Source organism: Pseudomonas monteilii NBRC 103158 = DSM 14164, assembly GCF_000730605.1.
GTDB classification, from domain to species: domain Bacteria; phylum Pseudomonadota; class Gammaproteobacteria; order Pseudomonadales; family Pseudomonadaceae; genus Aquipseudomonas; species Aquipseudomonas monteilii.
In genome coordinates, this window is sequence record NZ_BBIS01000040.1 from 18,643 (window position 1) to 36,594 (window position 17,952).

General features: G+C 62.4%; 16 protein-coding genes. 7 read left to right on the plus strand and 9 right to left on the minus strand.

Annotated elements, in window-relative coordinates:
* Positions 1–74 precede the first annotated feature (74 nt).
* The 5 genes from PM2_RS20245 (at position 75) to PM2_RS20265 (ending at position 4,707) form a co-directional block, all read left to right on the plus strand.
* Positions 75–1,097, plus strand: coding sequence for a DUF5924 family protein (locus PM2_RS20245; RefSeq protein ID WP_016712863.1), 1,023 nt, complete (start codon positions 75–77; stop codon positions 1,095–1,097).
* A gap of 114 nt (positions 1,098–1,211) precedes the next feature.
* Positions 1,212–2,345: an ABC transporter permease gene (locus PM2_RS20250; RefSeq protein ID WP_016712862.1), complete on the plus strand. Its 1,134-nt coding sequence runs from the start codon at positions 1,212–1,214 to the stop codon at positions 2,343–2,345.
* The gene (locus PM2_RS20255) at positions 2,342–3,133 is read left to right on the plus strand and encodes an ABC transporter ATP-binding protein (RefSeq protein WP_016712861.1); all 792 of its coding nucleotides are present in this window, start codon (positions 2,342–2,344) and stop codon (positions 3,131–3,133) included. The genes PM2_RS20250 and PM2_RS20255 overlap by 4 nt, the downstream gene beginning before the upstream one ends.
* Before the next feature lie 3 nt (positions 3,134–3,136).
* Positions 3,137–4,075 (plus strand): MlaD family protein, encoded by a 939-nt coding sequence (locus PM2_RS20260; RefSeq protein WP_016712860.1) that lies wholly within the window; start codon positions 3,137–3,139, stop codon positions 4,073–4,075.
* Positions 4,072–4,707 (plus strand): ABC-type transport auxiliary lipoprotein family protein, encoded by a 636-nt coding sequence (locus PM2_RS20265; protein ID WP_016712859.1) that lies wholly within the window; start codon positions 4,072–4,074, stop codon positions 4,705–4,707. Before PM2_RS20260 ends, PM2_RS20265 begins: the two co-directional genes overlap by 4 nt.
* Here PM2_RS20265 and PM2_RS20270 read toward each other — a convergent pair.
* The 6 genes from PM2_RS20270 to PM2_RS20295 form a co-directional block, all read right to left on the minus strand.
* Positions 4,689–5,918, minus strand: a complete 1,230-nt coding sequence (locus PM2_RS20270) for a nucleoside recognition domain-containing protein (protein ID WP_016712858.1) — start codon at positions 5,916–5,918, stop codon at positions 4,689–4,691. The genes PM2_RS20265 and PM2_RS20270 overlap by 19 nt on opposite strands.
* Positions 5,919–6,039: 121 nt before the next feature.
* Positions 6,040–7,368, minus strand: a complete 1,329-nt coding sequence (gltP, locus tag PM2_RS20275) for a glutamate/aspartate:proton symporter GltP (RefSeq protein ID WP_016712857.1) — start codon at positions 7,366–7,368, stop codon at positions 6,040–6,042.
* Between the two features lie 744 nt (positions 7,369–8,112).
* Positions 8,113–8,583 (minus strand): inhibitor of vertebrate lysozyme family protein, encoded by a 471-nt coding sequence (locus PM2_RS20280; RefSeq protein ID WP_028699523.1) that lies wholly within the window; start codon positions 8,581–8,583, stop codon positions 8,113–8,115.
* 2 nt (positions 8,584–8,585) lie between these two features.
* Positions 8,586–8,747, minus strand: coding sequence for a DUF1328 domain-containing protein (locus PM2_RS30245; protein WP_003252966.1), 162 nt, complete (start codon positions 8,745–8,747; stop codon positions 8,586–8,588).
* A 42-nt stretch (positions 8,748–8,789) separates the two neighbouring features.
* Positions 8,790–9,080: a hypothetical protein gene (locus PM2_RS20290; RefSeq protein WP_016712855.1), complete on the minus strand. Its 291-nt coding sequence runs from the start codon at positions 9,078–9,080 to the stop codon at positions 8,790–8,792.
* A 174-nt stretch (positions 9,081–9,254) separates the two neighbouring features.
* Positions 9,255–10,076: a BON domain-containing protein gene (locus PM2_RS20295; protein WP_028699524.1), complete on the minus strand. Its 822-nt coding sequence runs from the start codon at positions 10,074–10,076 to the stop codon at positions 9,255–9,257.
* A 212-nt stretch (positions 10,077–10,288) separates the two neighbouring features.
* Between PM2_RS20295 and algB the strand changes: the two genes are divergently transcribed.
* Together algB and PM2_RS20305 are read left to right on the plus strand one after the other, a co-directional pair.
* Entirely contained in the window at positions 10,289–11,635 is a 1,347-nt protein-coding gene (gene algB, locus PM2_RS20300) for a sigma-54-dependent response regulator transcription factor AlgB (protein WP_016712853.1), read from the plus strand.
* Positions 11,632–13,413: a KinB sensor domain-containing domain gene (locus PM2_RS20305; RefSeq protein WP_016712852.1), complete on the plus strand. Its 1,782-nt coding sequence runs from the start codon at positions 11,632–11,634 to the stop codon at positions 13,411–13,413. Before algB ends, PM2_RS20305 begins: the two co-directional genes overlap by 4 nt.
* A 39-nt stretch (positions 13,414–13,452) precedes the next feature.
* Here PM2_RS20305 and PM2_RS20310 read toward each other — a convergent pair whose 3' ends face one another.
* From PM2_RS20310 to PM2_RS20320, 3 genes are all read right to left on the minus strand, one after another.
* On the minus strand, positions 13,453–15,057 hold the full coding sequence (locus PM2_RS20310) for an EAL domain-containing protein (RefSeq protein ID WP_016712851.1): 1,605 nt from the start codon (positions 15,055–15,057) through the stop codon (positions 13,453–13,455).
* Positions 15,058–15,135: 78 nt separating this feature from the next.
* Positions 15,136–15,924, minus strand: coding sequence for an N-acetylmuramoyl-L-alanine amidase (locus tag PM2_RS20315; RefSeq protein WP_016712850.1), 789 nt, complete (start codon positions 15,922–15,924; stop codon positions 15,136–15,138).
* A gap of 81 nt (positions 15,925–16,005) precedes the next feature.
* Positions 16,006–17,934: a GGDEF domain-containing protein gene (locus PM2_RS20320; RefSeq protein ID WP_028699526.1), complete on the minus strand. Its 1,929-nt coding sequence runs from the start codon at positions 17,932–17,934 to the stop codon at positions 16,006–16,008.
* Positions 17,935–17,952 lie beyond the last annotated feature (18 nt).

A 17,952-nucleotide genomic window follows, 5' to 3' on the forward strand; every position in this document is an offset into this window, starting at 1 on the left:
AGTACCGGCCCTTTCGCGGGTAAACCCGCGAAGAGGCCGGCACAGCCACCTAATCCTCTCCTGTTGCAGACCCAATGCCCCAAATCCCCCATATCGTCCTACGCATCATCGAACTGCTCAAACGCTACCCCGGCATCATCGCGCTCTGTGGTTTCCTCTCTGGTATCGGCAGCTTCATCCTGGTCGACCGCCAGGCCGGCCTGGCCAGTTGGGTAGCTGTGCTTATGCTGGTCAGCTGGGTCTGGCTGATGCTGGAGAACACCCTGACCGGCCTCTTCGCCCGCACCTTCAATCGCGAAATCCCGCAGCCGCTGCTGCGCTACGCGACGCAGATGATCCACCAGGAAACGCTGTTCTTCGTGCTGCCGTTCTTCTTCATCACCACCACCTGGAACAGCGGCCAGCTGGTGTTTACCGGTTTGCTCGGCGCCGCAGGCCTGATTTCGATCACCGACCCGCTGTACTACAAGTGGCTGGCGCCCCGGCGCTGGCTGTTCCTGGCGCTGCATACCCTGACATTGTTCGCCGCCCTGCTGACCGCGTTGCCGATCATCCTGCACCTGACCACCGCGCAAAGCTTCAAGCTGGCCCTGATCGCCGCCATGGCCCTGTCGTTCCCCAGCCTGGCCAGCAGCTTCCCGATTAACACCTGGCGGCGCGGCGTCGCCTTGGTGCTGGTTACCCTGTCGGTGGGTGCCGGGGGCTGGCTGCTGCGTTCCTGGGTACCGCCGGCTACCCTGTGGATGACCGAAGTGGCGGTGAGCACCGAAGTGCTTAATCGCCAACCGGGCGATTCGCTGGACGAGATTGCCGCCAGCCGCATTCGCAGCAGCGGCCTGTATGCCTACACCGCCATCAACGCACCACGCGGCCTGAACGAGCGGATTTACCACGTGTGGCAGAAGGACGGCAAAGAGGTCGACCGCATCGCTCTGGACATCCACGGCGGGCGCAAGGAAGGCTACCGGGCCTGGACCCACAAGCAGAACTTCCCGCCAAACCCGGTGGGCAAATGGCAGGTGCGGGTGTTGACCGAGGATGGCCAGGTGATTGGCGTGCTGCGCTTCAAGGTGGTCGATGACGCACCGGCACAGTGATTGAAAGGGGGCCGCTTTGCGGCCTCCAAACCCAACAGACAGCACATAATCACCAAACAGCCCATGCCTGCTGCGCTATGATCAGCCCCAAAGCCTTAGCGCCGAGTCAGTAGCATGGAGCCAATGACCACCCCCAGTGCCACCCTGGACACCAGCAGCCAACCGGCCTGCCTGCGTATAACCGGTGACTGGACCCTGGCGCACTACGCCAGCCTCAAGCGCGAGAGCGAACGCCTGCGAGCGCAGTCCACCCCCGACACAGTCGCCGACCTCAGCCAGCTGGGCCGCCTGGACACCGCGGGCGCCTCGTTGCTGGCCGAACTGCTGGGTTCCGAGCGCCTGTCCCACTGCACCCAAGACCTGCCCGAAGCCAGCCGTGCGCTGCTCAAGAACGTTTACTGTTCGGTGCAGGACTACTGCATCCCGGTCAAGGAACCCGAGCGCAATGTGCTGATCTTGCTGCTGGAACGCATCGGCCGCGCCGTCGGCACGTTGTGGCAGGACAGCATGCAATTGCTGGGCTTTGTCGGCGTGATCCTCGAAACCTTGCTGCGTCGAGCCCTGCAACCACACCGCTGGCGCATTACCCCGGTTGTGGCCCACATCGAGCAGACCGGCCTGGACGCCGCCCCTATCGTCGCCTTGCTGACCTTTCTGGTGGGTGCGGTGGTGGCCTTTCTCGGCGCCACGGTGCTGGCCGACTTCGGGGCAACGGTCTTCACGGTCGACCTGGTGGCATTCTCGTTTCTGCGCGAGTTCGCCGTGCTGCTCACCGCCATCCTAATGGCCGGCCGCACCGCCAGCGCGTTCACCGCGCAGATCGGCTCGATGAAAGCCAACGAGGAAATCGACGCCATCCGCACCCTGGGCCTGAACCCGATGGAACTGCTGGTGGTTCCACGGGTACTTGCACTGCTGATCTCACTGCCACTGCTCACCTTCGTCGCGATGATTTGCGGCATTGTCGGTGGCGCAGTGGTATGCGCCCTGACGCTGGATATTTCACCGGCCATGTTCCTTTCACTGCTGCAAAGCGACATCGGCGTGCAGCACTTCCTGGTGGGCCTGGCCAAGGCGCCGTTCTTCGCCTTCCTTATCGCGGCCATCGGCTGCTTGGAAGGCTTCAAGGTCAGTGGCAGCGCCGAGTCGGTAGGCGCGCATACAACATCGGCAGTGGTGCAATCGATTTTCGTGGTCATCGTGCTGGACGCGGTGGCTGCCCTGTTCTTCATGGAGATGGGCTGGTGAGTGGCCAGGAAACCGTTATCGAGGCGCGCGGCATCTGCAACCGCTTCGGCCGCCAGGTGGTGCATGAAAACCTCGACCTGGACTTGTACCGCGGCGAAATCCTCGCCGTGGTAGGCGGTTCGGGCAGCGGCAAGTCGGTGCTGCTGCGCAGCATCATTGGCCTGCGCCGGCCCAACGAAGGGCAGATCAAGGTGTTTGGCCAGGACCTCGCCGGCCTGCGTGAAGCGCAGCGCTCCCTGGTCGAGCGGCGCTTTGGCGTGTTGTTCCAGAAGGGCGCGCTGTTCTCTTCGCTGACCGTTACCGAGAACGTGGCCTTGCCGCTGATCGAACACGCCGGGCTGTCCCGCGCCGACGCCGAACACCTGGCCGGCGTGAAGCTGGCCCTGGCCGGGCTGCCGATATCCGCCGCCGACAAGTACCCGTCTTCGCTGTCGGGGGGCATGATCAAACGTGCCGCGCTGGCCCGAGCCCTGGCACTGGACCCTGACATACTGTTCCTCGATGAACCCACCGCAGGCCTGGACCCGATCGGCGCTGCCGCGTTCGACCAGCTGATCCTTACCCTGCGCGATGCCCTTGGCCTGTCGGTGTTCCTCATCACCCACGACCTCGACACCCTGTACACCATCACCGACCGCATCGCGGTGCTGTCACAAAAGAAGGTTTTGGTGGCCGGCCCGCTGGCTGAAGTCGAGCAGACCAACGACGCCTGGATTCAAGAATATTTTCATGGCCCCCGCGGGCGTGCAGCCGAGCAGGCCGCCACCCGTGCCGGGCAGGAGCGCTGAGCAATGGAAACGCGAGCCCATCACGTATTAATCGGCCTGGTCACCGTCCTGGTGGTGGCCGGCGCCATGTTGTTTGGCCTGTGGCTGACCAAGTCCAGTGTCGATGACGCGTTCAAGGACTACGAAGTGGTGTTCAACGAGGCCGTTTCCGGCCTGTCCCGTGGCAGCCCGGTGCAGTACAACGGCATCAAGGTGGGCGATGTGTCCACCTTGCGCCTGGACCCGAAAGACCCGCGCCGGGTACTGGCCCGCGTTCGTCTGAGCGGCGATACCCCGGTGAAGGAAGACACCCAGGCCAAGCTGACCCTGGCCGGCGTGACCGGCAACGCGTTCATCCAGCTCAGCGGCGGCACGCCACAGAGCCCCGAGCTGAAGGGCAAGGACGGCAAGCTGCCGGTCATCATCGCCTCGCCGTCGCCTATCTCACGCCTGCTCAATGACAGCAGCGACCTGGTCACCAACATCAACATGCTGCTGCACAACGCCAACCAGATGTTCTCCGAAGACAATATCGGCCACCTCAGCAGCACCTTGGCCAACCTCGACAAGACCACCGGCGCCTTCGCCGGCCAGCACGGCAGCATCGCCGAGGCCATCGAGCAACTGGTGCAGGTAGGCAAGCAGGCCAGCGCCACCCTGGCCGAAACCCAAACGCTGATGCGCAATGCCAACGGGCTGCTGGGCAGCGAAGGCAAACAGGCGATCGGCAGCGCCGAGCAGGCCATGCAGTCGCTGGCCGAAAGCACTGCCACCATCAACAATCTGCTGAAAAACAACAGCGAGGCCATCGGCGACGGCGCCCAGGGCCTGAACCAGCTCACACCTGCCATTCGCGAACTGCGCGAAACCCTTAACGCACTCAAAGGTATTTCCCGGCAACTGGAGGCCGACCCCAGCGGCTATCTGCTCGGCCGCGACAACAACAAGGAGTTCCAGCCATGAAACCGTCGCTGCGCCTGCTGGCCCTGGCGGCCGCGCTGAGCCTGGCCAGTGCCTGCTCGATCCTGCCCAAGAGCGAGCCCGTCGACCTCTATCGCTTACCGGTTAACCAGCCCAGCCGCACCGCAGCGCCGATGGACTGGTCATTGCGGCTGAACAAGCCGCTGGCCAGTGAAGTGCTGGCCGGCCCGCGCATTGCCGTGATTCCACAGGGCGATGTGGTCAGCAGCTACAAAGGTGCACGCTGGAGCGATGCCGCCCCGGTGCTGCTGCGCAATCGCCTGCTCGATGGCTTCCAGCGTGATGGCCAGGTACAGCGCCTGAGCGCCGACGACAGCAACCTGCAGGCCGACTACGAGCTGGCTGGCGAGCTGCAGGCATTCCAGAGTGAGTACCGCCCGGGCGGCGCGGTGGAGGTGGTGATTCGCTATGACGCTCGGCTGGTTCAGGGCCGTAACCAGCGCATCCTCGCCAGCAAGCGTTTCGAGGTCCGCCAGCCGCTGGCCGACAAGCAGGTGTCAGCGGTGGTCGCCGGTTTCGGCCAGGCCAGCGACCAGCTGGTGGGGCAAGTTGTGACCTGGACCGTCGACCAGGCCAGCCAGGCACAGCGCAAGGTTCAGGCGAAGAACCAGTAGCAGACGAAGATCGCTGCGACCACGCCAGAGAACTCGGCCAGCAGTGCGCAACCGACCGCGTGGCGCACGCGCTGGATACCCACCGCGCCAAAGTACACGGCCAGCACGTAGAAGGTCGTTTCAGTACTGCCCTGGATGGTCGCCGCTACCAGGGCCGGGAAGCTGTCTACACCCTGCGTCTGCATGGTCTCGATCAGCATGGCCCGCGCTGCGCTGCCGGAGAACGGCTTGACCAGCGCTGTGGGCAGGCCCTCGACGAAGCGGGTGTCCAGGCCCAGCCAGTTCACCGCATGGCGGATACCGTCCAGGGCCAGCTCCAGCGCGCCTGAAGCACGCAGTACACCCACCGCTACCAGCATCGCCACCAGGTAGGGCAGCAGGTTCTTGGCCACATCGAAGCCTTCCTTGGCCCCATCGACAAAGGCTTCATACACCTTGACCCGCCTCAGGGCGCCAATCACCAGGAACAGCATGATCACGCCAAACAGTGTGAGGTTGCCCAGGACCGACGACAGGCTGGCCAGCGCGGCGGCCGACAGGGTGCCGAGAAACGCCATGAAGCCTCCCAGCAGCAACGCGCCGGGAATGAAGTAGGCGAGCACCACCGGGTCCCACAGACGCAGGCGCTGCATCACCGCCACCGACAGCAGGCCAACCAGGGTCGAGACACTGGTGGCCAGCAGGATGGGCAGGAACACCATGGTCGGGTCTGGTGCGCCTTGCTGGGCCCGGTACATGAAGATGGTCACCGGCAGCAGCGTTAGCGACGAGGCGTTGAGCACCAGGAACAGGATCTGCGCGTTGCTGGCTGTGGTGCTGCTGGGGTTGAGCTCCTGCAGCGCACGCATGGCCTTCAGGCCAATCGGCGTGGCGGCGTTGTCCAGCCCCAGGCCGTTGGCCGCGAAGTTCATGGTGATCAGGCCCAGGGCAGGGTGGCCGGGCGGCACTTCCGGCATCAGGCGGGCGAACAGCGGGCCTAATACCTTGGCCAGCCATTCGACGATACCGGCCTTTTCGGCGATCTTGAGAAAGCCCAGCCACAGGGTCAGTGTGCCGAACAGCAGCACCATCACCTCGACCGACAGCTTGGCCATGGCGAAAATGCTTTCGACCATTGCCGCGAAGATCCCGGCATTACCACCCACCAGCCATTGGGCCAGGGCGGACACTGCCGCCACCAGGAAAAAGCCAAGCCAAAGGCCGTTGAGCATCCGCGTATTCCCCCTGAAAAATGCCCGAATGATAGCGGAAGTTGCTTGTACCGGGGCCTGCGATCCAGACAGACAACAAAAAGCCCCGACAAGGCGGGGCTTTTTAGGACAGCACTCAGGTTCAGCGCTTGGCGGCTTCGCCAACCACTGCGGCTTCCTGCTTGTCGGCCATCAGCGAGGCGTAGTACTTCTCGCCCTTGGCGGCATCGTACATGCCTTCCCAACGCGCGATGACCAGTGCTGCCAGGGCGTTGCCTACAACGTTCAGCGCGGTACGGGCCATGTCCATGATGCGGTCGACACCGGCGATGAAGGCCAGACCTTCCAGCGGGATACCCACGCTGCCCAGGGTGGCCAGCAGCACCACGAACGATACGCCCGGCACACCAGCGATGCCTTTGGAGGTGACCATCAGGGTCAGCACCAGCAGCAGCTGCTGGCTCCACGACAGGTCAATACCGTAGAGCTGGGCGATGAAGATGGCCGCGATGCTCTGGTACAGGGTCGAACCGTCGAGGTTGAAGGAGTAGCCGGTCGGTACCACGAACGAACAGATCGACTTCGGCGCGCCGTACTTCTCCATCTTCTCGATCACGCGCGGCAGCACGGTTTCGGAGCTGGAGGTGGAGTAGGCCAGAATCAGCTCATCTTTCATGATGCGCATGATCTTGATCACCGAGAAGCCGAACACGCGGGCAACCAGGCCCAGCACCATGAAGGCGAAGAAGGCGATGGCGAAGTACACCAGCAGTACCAGCTTGGCCAGCGGCAGCAGCGAGCTGAAGCCGAAGTTGGCCACGGTCACGGCGATCAGGGCGAACACACCGATCGGGGCGTAGTTCATGATCATGTGGGTGACCTTGAACATGGTTTCCGATACGGCCTGGAAGGTGCGTACCAGCGGGTCGCGCAGCTCGGCCTGCAGGCTCGACAGGCCCAGGCCGAACATGACCGAGAAGAAGATGATCGGCAGCATTTCGCCACGCATCAGCGCTGCGAAGATGTTCGACGGGATCAGGTTCAGCAGGGTTTCGATGAACGCGTGCTCATGCTGTACCTCGGCCGCAGTAGCCTGGTACTTGGAGATGTCCACGGTACCCAGGGTGCTCATGTCGATGCCGGCGCCCGGGTGGAACAGGTTGGCCAACACCAGGCCCACGACAATGGCGATGGTGGTCACCACTTCGAAGTAGATGATGGTCTTCAGGCCGATGCTGCCCAGTTTCTTCGCATCGCCAACCCCGGCGATACCCACGATCAACGACGAAATCACGATCGGGACGACGATCATCTTGATCAGGCGAATGAAGATGTCACCGGCGGGCTGGAGGACGTTGCTGATCCACCATGCCTTTTCTGCACTGAAATGATTCAGTAGCGCGCCGATTGCAACGCCCAGGACCAGACCGATGACGATCTGCCAGGCGAGGCTCAGTTTTGCCTTCTTCATGTCTTTACCCTTTGTTCTAGTGGTCATGGCACCCGACGAAACACGCGTAACAGAGCCATCGGCAAAGCCTCTGGCTTCAAGCGCACCCGTCTGGCGACTTCATGTAAGGACACCGCAGGCGAGCGACAGGGCGCTCTGACCAGCGAAAAAGGCGGCAACTATTGCGATGGGAAAGGGGGAAATCTAATGCCGGAAGCGCATGACCCATACCAATTATGCATAATGTTTCATGCCAAAACAGGGGGTTCGCAAGTGCTTGATTTATAACGTTCGGAATCCCGAACAAGACCAAACCGCCATATTTCGGCAGATTTGACGGTACACAAAGGGCATGAAAGATGGCTTGTTCGACAATCCGAATGGCCGAAATACCACTTGAAGAAGGGCTCGCAAGGCGGAAAAAAATTTGATGTACGGTCGAGACAAAATGTGTCTTAGGGATGAAATCGCGCAAGGAAGAGGGCGATGCCTACATGGCTCCTCGGAAGTCAGGTCTGGTCAGGTATCCCTGTGACACCGCCGACCTGATACTTCCGATTCCGCCTTTCCTGACCCGGCCCATCGCTGGAGGCACTCCCTGTACCCCTAGGCCACTCCGATCCTGCAACAATCAGAACAGCCCGGCCCCTTGGTCATGTGCTGCCCCTCCTCGGGGCGGCGCATCATAGAAGGCTGAAATATAGAAAGGTTCAGCTTCTATTACGTGACAGTCGATGACCATTCATCCGTACCGGCAATAAATGCTCAGTACCAGTTCGGGTCACGCTTTAGCTGCTCCTGCAGCATTGCCTTCATGCCGTCGTCAGGGTCGCCCAGCCAGCGATATTGCGCATGGCGTGTAGGCGACTTGTCGCTCGGCAAGCCTTCAGGTACCTCCACGAGCATCCCGTAGGCATCCTCCTTGTCCCAGCTGAACGCAACGATCAGCCGCTTGTAGGTGCAGTTGTCCTGTGCTTCGCACAACGCACCGACCAGGTACTTGTCGCCATCTTCGGTAGTGGCGGACATCTGCTGCTGGGAACTGCCGGTCAGATTGACCACCCAATCGGGCAGGCGTTCCTCGCCTTTGATCGTGTCCTGCCAGGTTTCCCGGTACTCCGGGTCCGAGCCGAGCAACTGGTCGACCCGGACCTGGCCGTCATTGGCCGCCATCGCCGCCGCGCTGCCACCCAGCAGCAGGGCGGCAGCCAGGGCTGTACAAAGCTTCCTGCCCATCTTTAACCTCGTCCACGTCCAAAGAAGAAGGAGGCTACGAACAACACAAGGAAGACAATGAACAGGATCTTCGCGATACCCGTCGCAGCGCCCGCGATACCACCGAAGCCCAGTACGGCAGCGACAATGGCGATGATGAGGAAAGTGATAGCCCAGCTCAGCATGGTGGTTCTCCTTTCTTTTTCAGAATCGGTGCGGCCGGCAGGTCAGAAGACCCAACGGTCCTGGGGTACGACATGTTCCAGGGTGGCCGGTGAGGCAGAGGCCTGGCCGGCAGGCAATGAGTCAGCTGCCTTGACCAGGGTATTGGCACGGGTTGCCTGAATCTGCGTCAACAGCGCAGTCTGCGCTGCCACTTGCTCAGCCAGACGCGCGGTCTGCCAGCTGTAATAAAAGAGGCCAGCGGCCAAGGTCAGCAGCAGCGCCATGCCGACAGACAACATCTGGCGCAGGGACAGGGCGACGTTCTGCGAGCGGTTGACGGATTGGCGGTTCATGCCGGCTCCTCCTGCTGTAATTTTTGTTCAAACCTGAACAGGTAATTGCAGCCTGCATGCCAGCCTTTTGATTTTTAAAAATACCTTTAAAATCAATAATTTAGCTTTTACATAAACGTTCAACAGGGACGTATCCTGCACGATGCCGTCTGTGTAGTCGTGCGAATTGCACGATCAGCCTTCCGCTTTCGTCGCCACTTTGAGCAGGTCGGCATCCACCCCGCGCACGCCAATGATCTGCCGGGCGATCTCCACGGCGATGGTTTTCTGCTCAGCGCTGACCACCTCGCCCGACAGCCGCACCATGCCCGCTTCACTGGCAACTTTCAGCTTCAGGCCATCGAGGTTGCGGCTGAAGCGGTAGCTGTTCTGGATCTTGTCGATGATCCAGCTGTCGCCTGGCTGCGGACCCGTTGGTGCCCCTACCGGTGTCTCGCGGGGCTTGGCCATGGCGGCGGTATCGAGGCTGACCAGGTTGTTGACCAGGTACACACCGTCGGTGGTACGCGCTATCACGCCGGCCAGCTCCTTGGCTTCGGCGCTGTCGACCTTGCCGCGCAAGGTCACCACGCCTTCGCTACTTTGTACCTCTATAGGCGCCTTCTCGGTGGTTCGGCTCCACAACAGCCGGGCACGGATCACCGCCGCCAGGGTGGCGTCCTCCAGGCGTTGGGCGTAGGCACGTAGCTCCAACGGGCGGTCAACCAGTCGGGCGTTGACCTGCAGCTGGTTTTCCACGTGTTCGATGCCCCGTGTGGCACGGGCCACATCTTCGGCCAGCTGCCGCTCTACCTCGTTCTCCACCTCGCCGGAAAGCCGTGCATGCTTGCCGTCTACATCAACCCTGATACGGAACGGGTCAAGCATGCGGTTCAAAGACAGGGCGGTTTGCAGGGCGCCTTCCAGGCGCGCGTCCCGCACAGGGTCGGCGATAGCCGGGGTGAAAACGGGCAGCAGGGCGGCTGTCAACACGGCTGTACGCAAGGAAAAGAGCATGGCAGTGCCTCCTGTTTTTAGGCAAAAGGTAAAAACCTTCGCAACCAATGTGCCACTGAGTACCTCTAAGCAAATCAATGGAATTTCACGGCCTGCAGTAAGCATCAGGCCATTGGCTAGCATGCAAAGGGCAGAATCCTTCAGAATTGACCATGCAACTTGCCCGATTTTTCCCACACTAAATGAAGATCTATCCCTAAGGAGCGCAGGAAATGGAATCAGCCCAGGACAACCAAGGCCGCATTCTGCTGGTGGATGACGAGTCCGCGATCCTGCGCACCTTCCGCTACTGCCTTGAAGACGAAGGCTATAGCGTGGCCACAGCCAACAGCGCGGCCCAGGCCGAAACGCTGTTGCAGCGCCAGGTGTTCGACCTTTGCTTCCTGGATTTGCGCCTGGGCGAGGACAACGGCCTGGACGTACTGGCGCAGATGCGCATCCAGGCACCCTGGATGCGTGTGGTGATCGTGACCGCGCACTCGGCAATCGATACAGCGGTAGATGCCATCCAGGCAGGCGCCGCCGACTACCTGGTCAAGCCATGCAGCCCCGATCAGTTGCGCCTGGCCACCGCCAAGCAGCTGGAAGTGCGCCAGCTTTCAGCACGCCTGGAGGCCCTGGAAGGCGAAATGCGCAAACCCAAGGACGGCCTGGACTCGCACAGCCCAGCCATGATGGCGGTGCTGGAAACTGCCCGCCAGGTCGCCACCACCGACGCCAACATCCTCATTCTTGGCGAGTCCGGTACGGGTAAAGGCGAGTTGGCCCGGGCCATCCATGGCTGGAGCAAACGTGCCCGCAAAGCCTGCGTGACCATCAACTGCCCGTCGCTGAACGCCGAGCTGATGGAAAGCGAACTGTTCGGCCACACCCGCGGCGCCTTTACCGGTGCCAGCGAAAGCACGTTGGGGCGGGTCAGCCAGGCTGATGGGGGTACGTTGTTCCTCGACGAGATCGGCGACTTCCCGCTGACCCTGCAACCCAAGTTGCTGCGGTTCATTCAGGACAAGGAATACGAGCGCGTGGGCGACCCCGTGACACGGCGTGCAGATGTACGCATCCTGGCCGCCACCAACCTCAACCTCGAAGAGATGGTGCGCGAAAGCCGCTTCCGCGAAGACCTGCTATACCGCCTGAACGTCATCACCCTGCACCTGCCGCCCCTGCGCGAGCGCAGTGAAGACATCCTGACCCTGGCCGACCGCTTCCTTGCCCGCTTCGTCAAGGAATACTCCCGCCCCGCCCGGGGCTTCAGCGACGAAGCGCGCACCGCCCTGCTCAACTACCGCTGGCCCGGCAACATTCGCGAACTGCGTAACGTGGTAGAGCGGGCCAGTATCATCTGCCCGCAGGAGCGCGTGGAAGTCAGCCACCTCGGGATGGGCGAACAACCGGCTGGCAATGCCCCGCGCGTGGGTGCCGCGCTGAGCCTGGACGAGCTGGAGCGCGCCCACATCGGCGCGGTGCTGGCTGCCAGCGACACCCTCGACCAGGCCGCCAAAACCTTGGGCATCGACGCCTCCACCCTGTACCGCAAGCGCAAGCAGTACAACCTATGAAGTGGCCGCCCATGAAGCTGCGCACGCGGCTTTTCCTGAGTATCTCGGCACTGGTCACGGTGGCCTTGCTCGGGCTGCTGCTGGGCCTGGTCAGCGTGCTGCAGATGGCTAGCGCGCAACAGCAGCTGGTGCGTGACACCACCCACGTCCTGGAAGTGGGGCTGAAGTTGCGGCAGAACCTTGGCGAACAGTTGACCCTGATCCTTGATGAAGGCACGGCCCCGGAAAACCTGCGGCTGCTGCAAGAAAACTTTCAGGCCTTGCTGAACCAAGGCCTGGAGCAAGGCGGAGAGCGCAACGGCTTCAGCAAGGCCAGCAGTAACTACCAGACGTTCCTGCAAGCCTACCGTGACAGCCCCGCGCCCGCTCGTAGCATGGGTGTCGACCAACCCTTGGGGGCCGCCTTCAACCAAGTGCGTACCGACCTGATCGATTCCCACAAACAGGCGCTGGACCTCATCACCCGCAGCGAGGAATACAGCCGTGACCACGCCCTGCTGGTCAGCGGTGTGCTTGGCCTGATGGGCCTGGTGGTGCTGGTGCTGGGCTTCATTACTGCGCACAACATCGCCCGACGTTTTGGCCAACCGATCGAAGCCTTGGCCAAAGCAGCCGACCAGCTGGGCAAGGGCAACTTTGACGTCACCCTGCCGGTCACCCAGGCCACCGAGCTGAACCAGCTGACCCGCCGCTTTGGCCTCATGGCCGATGCCTTGCGCAAGCACCAGGCCACCAACGTCGACGAACTGCTGGCCGGGCAGCAGCGCCTGCAGGCCGTGCTCGACAGCATCGACGATGGCCTGCTGATCATCGACCGCCAGGGCCGCCTGGAACACCTCAATCCGGTGGCGCAGCGCCAGCTGGGCTGGAATGATAGCCGCGTGGGCAGCAGCCTGGCCGAGGCCCTCCGACGGCCGGAGCTGGAGCAGCAGCTGCGTCAGGTGCTGCGCGGTGGCAATCTGGACCGCCCGCCGGAAGACCTGACCATGGAGGTGGATGAAGAAACGCGCTTGCTGACCTACAGCCTGACCCCGGTGAGCCACCCGCAAGGGCCGATTCTTGGCGCGGTGATGGTGCTGCACGATGTAACCGAGCAACGGGCCTTCGAACGCGTGCGCAGTGAGTTCGTGCTACGCGCGTCCCACGAACTGCGCACCCCGGTAACCGGCATGCACATGGCCTTCGGGCTGTTGCGCGAGCGGGTCAAGTTTCCGCCTGAGGCACGCGAGAATGACTTGCTGGAAACCATCGGTGAAGAAATGCAGCGGCTTACCCAGCTGATCAACGACCTGCTCAACTTCTCGCGTTACCAGAGCGGGCTGCAGAAACTCGACCTGGCTCCCTGTGCCATCGACGAATTGCTGGAGCGCGCACAACTGCGTTTTGCCGAGCAGGCGGCAAACAAGCAGGTTGAACTGGTCAAGGCACTTGAGCCACCGCTCCCGCGTATTCAGGCCGACGTTGCGCAACTTGATCGGGTTCTGGACAACCTGCTGCACAACGCCATCCGCCATACCGCCAACGGCGGGCGTATCCGCCTGCATGCGCGGCGGCATGCGGAGCGGGTGATCATCAGCGTCGAGGACACAGGCGAAGGGATTGCCTATGGGCAGCAGGGGCGCATTTTCGAGCCGTTTGTGCAGGTAGGGCGCAAGAAGGGTGGTGCAGGGCTTGGATTGGCACTGTGCAAGGAAATCGTGCAGCTGCATGGCGGGCGCATGGGCGTGTTTTCCCGGCCAGGGCAGGGGACACAGTTCTACATGGCGCTGCCGGTTTGAGTATTGTCTGTGCCGGCCTCTTCGCGGGCGCAGGACTTCTCAATGTTCAACCCGACGCGGCAGCTGCCCGCGGGTCACCAGCTCGGCAAACTGCCGGGCGTTTAGCGGTCGGGCAAACAGCCAGCCCTGGCCGTAATTGACCCCTTCACTGTTCAGCAACACCGCCTGGTCCTCGCATTCGATGCCTTCGGCAATCACCCGCAGGTGCAGGTCATGGGCCATGCGAATGATATGCGGGGCAACCCCGCTGCTGGCGGCATCGTGGCCCAGCGCATCGATGAAGGCCTTGTCGATCTTCAGGCAGTCCACCGGCAGGGTTTGCAGATAGGCCAGGCTGCAATAGCCGGTACCGAAGTCGTCGATCAGCACCTGATGCCCCACGGCGCGTAGCGCCTGCAGATTGTCACGTGCCACCACCACGTCGATCAAGCCGCGCTCGGTCACCTCAAACGCAATCTGGCTAGCGGCCACCCGGTGCAGGGCCAGCAGGCGTGCCGCCACTCGGCCAATACGCGGCACCATCACATCGCAGGCGGCCAGGTTCACCGATATGTACAGTTTGGGGTGCGAGCGCAGCAACTGCCCCAGCTGTTCGAGGACGCGCTGCAGGACAAAATCCGTGATCTGGCGTATCTGCCCGGTGTTTTCCGCCAACGGGATAAACAGGTCCGGGCTGGTCAGCGTGCCATCCGGGCGGCGCCAGCGCACCAGGGCCTCGGCGCCTACACAGCGCCGTGTGTCGAGTTCGAAGATCGGCTGGTAGAGCACCTGCAGCTCTCCCCGGCGCAAGGCATTCTGCAACTCCGAACTCATCGACCGCCGTTGCAGGATCAACTGCAGCACCAGCCAGCCGATGCAGCAGGCAGCCAACACGCTGCCAGGGAACAGCAGCCAGAGCATGCCATTCATTCTCAACGGCAGGCTGGCCCGTGGGGCAATCAGCACCAATTGGTAATCCGGCGACTTGGTGGGCATGCGGTAGATCAGCCGGTCACTGAGTTCGAGCAACGACTTGTGGCTGGTCGACCAGGCCGAGGGCGGCGGCCACACCTGTGGCGGGCCGAGCACGGGTATGGCCCGGGCACCGTTGTCCAACACCACCACCAGGCTGCCGCCCGGTGGCAGGTCGACCACGTCGGTCAGGTGCCCACGCGAGGTGGAGACCACGAACTTGCCCCGGCCCAGCATCAACGCAGCCAGGTTCTCGTTCGGCTCGGTCGTGGTGTTCAACCAGTAGCTGTAGGTCGGCCCCTGGATGTCGGGTGCCCGCAAAGGCTCGAATGCCCGCTCATCGCCACGGTTGGAGCAGGCGACTTCACCATCCACATAGGCCGCTTCATAAATGAACCGCGAACTCAGGCCAACCTGCTGCAACGCCGCCAACATCGCCGGGCTGCAGCCACGCAAGGGCTGGGCTTGCAGCAGGTCGACCCCTTCGCGCAACTGGCCGAATACCTGTTCGAGGCGGTCGAGAAAACGCTCGCCCTGGGCGTTCATCTGTTCGCTCTCGCTTTGCTTCATCTGCTGCAGGGCAATGCCGATGCTGGCAGTAAGCAAAAGTGCTGCGCTGGCCAATGCTGCCAAGGTGGCCAGCATCCAGGGACGGTAAAAAAATTGGCGCAGCGTAGAAATGAGAGCTGACATCGAAGGCATCCAGTTGATTACCAAGGTATAGCAACTGGATCAAGAATCATCCTCGCCGTTTAGCGCCTCGCTGCAGGCTCAACGCATCCGGTTGAGCACCTGCAGCATCGCCGCCGTCTGTGCATCGGGCATGCCGTCGAAACGCTGCGGACGGAAGCGCATCTGGAACGCAGCAATCACGTGGCGGGTGGCGACATCCAGCACCCCAGTCTGCTCGACTTGATAGCCAAACCGCGCCAGTTCCTGCTGGTACCAGCCAACGCTTGGCGGGTTGACGCTGAAGTAGGCCTGTTGGCGTGCCACGGCATTGGCATCAGGCCAGATACCCAGCCCGGCATCGGCCAGGCGTTTCCACGGGAACAGCGGGCCCGGGTCCAGCTTGCGTGATGGTGCGATATCACTGTGACCAATGATGTGCCGAGGCTCGATGTTGTTACGTTTGACGATGTCCTTGAGCAGCGCGATCAGCGACTGAACCTGCGCTTCGCTATAAGGATGCCAGACCCGGCCATTCGGCGTGTCGGTGAAGCCCGGGTTGACGATCTCGATCCCGATGGACGACGAGTTCAGCCAGGTGCGCCCTTGCCACTGGCTGTCGCCGGCATGCCAGGCACGACGGTTTTCATCCACCAGTTGATACACCGTGGCCGGGCCGTCGCCGATCAGGTAATGGCTGCTGACCTCGCCCTGGGTAAGCAACGCCAGGGAGCGCTCCAGGGACGCATTGGTGTAATGCAGTACAACGAACTGGATGCGGTTGTCCTGGTTGGACGAGGGGTGGCTGCGGTCGATGCGCAACCCCGTCGAACATCCGGCAACAGACAACAGCAAAAAGGAAATCAGCGTTTTTTTAAGCGTGGAAAGCACGTCAGTGGCCTCAGCGAATGAGCGCTACAGTATAACGTGCTCCCCATGGCCGCGCTTACCGTGGGTCAGTGTTAGCAAACGCTAGCTCTGCTCGACGCGGTTACGCCCCAGCTCCTTGGCCCGGTACAGCGCCGCGTCGGCGCGCTTGAGCACCTGGTCGCCACGCTCGCCAGAGCGAAACGCCCCCAGACCGATAGAAGTGGTGATCACCACCCGCTCGCCCTTGAAGTGGAACGGGCAGGCCTCCACCGTGGCGCGCAGTACTTCCGCCATCTGGGCCGCTGCCGCGGGTGACGTCTGCGGCAGCAACAGGACAAACTCCTCGCCCCCGAAACGGGCAATGAAGTCACGACCACGCAGGCGTTTGCGCAGCTGGTCAGCAACAATCTTGAGTACCTTGTCCCCGGCCAGGTGCCCATAGCTATCGTTTATGCGCTTGAAGTGGTCCAGGTCGAGAATCGCCATGGCCAGATGGCCGCCGGCCTCTTGCCATTCGAGTATTTCGCGCTCTACCCGCTCGCTCCAGGCCGCACGATTGGGCAAGCCGGTGAGCGGGTCGAGCAGGGCTTTCTGCCGTTGCTCTTCCAGGTGTTCACGGTAGCCGAGCGCTTCATGCTCCATGTTCGCCACCCGCTCCGACAAGCCTTGCAGGCGGCCTGCCAGTTCCTGCTCGCGGCGATCACGCTCAAGCTTATGCTCGTCCATGGTGACCAACAGGCCTTCCAGCCGGTTTTCCAGGATGTGCTTGAGGCTGTCCACATCGGCGGCGCCTTGCACACTGCTTTGCAAGCCGTCGACGTGCTCGCGCAGCTGGGTATCCAGTTCGCGGGCAGCGCTGCTGTTGTCGGCATGGCCGGCGCTGGCCTCCTGCAGGTGGCTCTGGAAGCCTTCCAGGCGTTCGTTGAGCTGTTGCAGGTAGGTTTCGAATTCGTGCTGGCCACTGTCGGTTATTGCCAGCATCAGCACAGCCAGGTCATCCAGCACCGGGATCAGCTCGTACCAGTTCAGGCCACGGGCAACGCGCTCGCGCATTTCCAGCGCCTGGGCCTTGTGCCGCTCGGGCAGGCTGAGGTCGTCGAGCAGGCCGATCAGGGTCTGCTCGATGTGCGCGGCAACCTGGCTGTAGGGTGGCTCGACGGCATAAGGCAGGGCATAGGGGCCGTCTTCGCCGAACGTCTCTTCGAGCGTGGGTGCCGGTTGTGCTGCAGCCACAGGTTCGCTGGCGGTCGCGTCGGGCTCCAGCACGTCCTCCTGCAGCGGTTGCTGGACGGCGGGTGTTTCAGCCGTTTCGATCAGCGATGGGCCCTGTAGCTCCGGCTCGGATTCGGCCGCTGCGCTCGCTTCGGGGACAAGTGCCGGCAACGGTTGCAGCGCATCCACATCGTCGGGCTGCGGGGCTTCAATAGGGGGCTGCGCAACCTGAGGCGGCGCTTCGGCAGCAGACACTGCCACCGGTTCAGGTACTGGCTCGCCTTGTGGGTCATCCTCGCGGCTACCGAACAAGCGCTGCAAGAAACCAGGCCGGGCTTCATCCTCCGGTTTACCAAGCGCCGACAGGGCACGGCCCTGCAAGCCACTCAACTCGCCCAGCAGCGGCGGCAGATCGCGGGACTGGGCAACTCCACCCTCGAGCTTCTTCGCCAGTTTTTTCAGCGGACGCGAGATATCGCTGGGCAGCGACAGGCCTTGCAATTGGCCAACCAGCGCGGCAAGCGCATCGCTGACCTGGTTCATGCGGGTTTCACGGCGCTGTTCGGAGTCCAGCACCGCCTTTTCAAGGCGCGGGATCAAACCGGCGAGGCCGGCGTCCATGTTGTCACCGCGGATGACTTCGCGCATTTCCTTCATGCACGCGTCTACCACCTTGTCACTGCCTTCTGCAGCCAGGCTGCTGCGCACCAGGCCACGACGAAGCAGGTCGAGACGGGCGTCCCACCGGCGTTCGAGCTTTTCTTGCTGCTCGATGCTTTTAAGGTATTTTTCTTTCCAGCGCTCAGCGTCTTCAGTCATGCCCGGGTCCGCAAACGG